The organism is Methanosarcina sp. A14, from assembly GCF_001729375.1.
GTDB classification, from domain to species: Archaea; Halobacteriota; Methanosarcinia; order Methanosarcinales; family Methanosarcinaceae; genus Methanosarcina; species Methanosarcina barkeri.
In genome coordinates this window covers 1-2,226 of sequence record NZ_LZPK01000013.1, presented here as the reverse complement: position 1 = coordinate 2,226, position 2,226 = coordinate 1, and the positions used below count along the sequence as shown (strand labels likewise).

The following is a 2,226-nucleotide window of genomic DNA, read 5'->3' as shown; positions in this document are numbered from 1 at the left end:
CCCATTTCCAGGAAGTTGGAGAGCCTGTGCTTGTGTCAGTAAAGGTAACCTTTAATGGTGTTTTTCCTGATGTAGCACTGCTGGTGAAGTTTGCAACAGGTTTTGTTACTACTTTTATATAATCTGTTTTTGTTACCGTATTACGGCCTGCAGCATTCTTTACTGTTAAGTTAACAGTATATACTCCTGCCTTTGAATACTTGTGAGTCGGATTCTGGAAATATGACTTTGATCCGTCTCCAAAGCTCCAGAACCAGGAAGTTGGGGAGCCAGTACTCGTATCAGTAAAGGCAACCTTTAATGGTGTTTTTCCTGATCTAACACTGCTGGTGAAGTTTGCAACAGGTTTTGTAACAGGTTTTGTAATTTCTGTCACTTTTATATAATCTGTTTTTGTTGTTGTATTACTGCCTGCATCGTTTATTGCTGTAAGTGCTACTGTGTAATTTCCTGCTTTTGAATACTGATGTGTCGGATTCTGTTGATCTGAAGAACCTCCGTCTCCAAAGTCCCAGTTCCATTCTGTTGCATTTTCAGATATATCTGTAAACTGGACTGAGAGAGGAGCAGAACCCTCGCTGACATTACTGGTGAAATTGGCTACAGGAAGTGCTATTGCAGATGTTTCTGAAACAGTTATCAAAGCAGAGGTTGAATTTGTGCCATTTGCATTTGCAACTGTAAGGTTGACTGTATAGTTACCGGCTGATGTGTATGTGTGCACTGGGTTCTGCTCTGTAGAGTTAGCATCGTCTCCGAAGTCCCAGAGCCAGGAAGTTGGAGAACCTGTGGACTGATCCGTAAAGTTGACAGTTAGAGGCGCAGTACCGCTCGTTACATCAGCTATGAATACAGCAACTGGCGGTTCTGCAGGTATTGAGGTTTCAGAAACAGTGATATATTCCGTCTTTACAGTGCTGTTGCTGCCGACGGAGTTCTTGATAGTGAGATTTACGGTATAGTTACCTGCCTCAGTATAGGTATATACTGGGTTCTGCTCGGTACTGTCAATAGTGCCGTCGTTTTCAAAGTCCCAGGCCCATGATGCCGGTGAACCTGAGGACGTGTCATTGAACTGTACCGTCAGAGGTGCTTTACCACTTGTCACATTTGCGATGAAGTTCGCAACAGGTGAGGCGGAAGAGTCCTTGAAGGCATAGACTTTCTGGTCGCCTCCTATACTGAAAAGCATACCGTCTGAAAGTGCAGGTGAAGAACCGGCATAAGGAGCATTCCATATAACATCGCCAGTGAAGGCATCCAGAGCATAAAGGTTTTCATAGCCGAAATACCCGTTTCCTTCACTTCCCACATAAACGAGCCCATCTGCAACAGCTACTGAGCAGGTCCAACCTCCGATACCTCCTTCATCTGTTGTCTTTGAAGGCGTTGACCAGACCGGTGAGCCTGTAGTCGCATTGAAGCAGTAAGTTTGCAAATTGCTATAACCACTTGCTCCTCCGCAAACGTAGACATTTCCATAGGCAAAAGCAGGAGTTGAATCCGATCTTTCAATTGACTGTTTCCAGACTATCTGGCCATCAGCTGCATTTAAGGCAAGAAGCTCTCCATTTCCGTAGAAGTTGTAAGTTGTCAGGTAAAGGATTCCATTCTTGTAAGCCGGAGAACCGCATAAACTCGCAACGACATTATTGGTGTGCCAGATCTGTTTTCCGGTTGCTGCATCCACGCAGTAAGTATTTCCCTGGTAGGAAGAACCATATTCCCAGCTTGTCAGGTAGAATTTCCCGTCCGCATAGGCAGGTACGGATTGAGCATCGCCCTTCACTTTAAAGCTCCATAGCAGGTCTCCAGTGTACTCGTCAAGACAGTAATAATGGCTTCCGTCCCAATCGTTAAAGATCACCTTACCATCAGCAATAGCAGGCCCGCTACCGACCACACCCTGAGATCCAAGCGTGTCGTCAAAGCTCCAGAGTTTTTCTCCTGTTTTTGCATTATAACATCCGAGTTCAGGTCCAGTTGCCGTAAAGACCATACCATTATCGTAAGCAGGAGAAGCCCAGGAACCGTATACTGCTGCAGGGATACTGACGTTCCAGATTATGTCTCCTGAAGACTCATCCAGGGCTACTAACTGAGGAATATCTTCCGTACTACCACTCATTGATCCGGGACCGCATACAACAAAGACTTTCCCTCCTGCAATTACCGGTGAGGAACTGCTGATAGCATCTATGTCTTCACTTATCCATTCAGTCCGGT

General features: G+C 45.4%; 1 protein-coding gene. It reads right to left on the bottom strand.

The features are described from left to right. On the bottom strand, positions 1–2,226 hold a 2,226-nt coding region (locus A9239_RS00790; protein ID WP_141706321.1), incomplete at both ends, for a PKD domain-containing protein.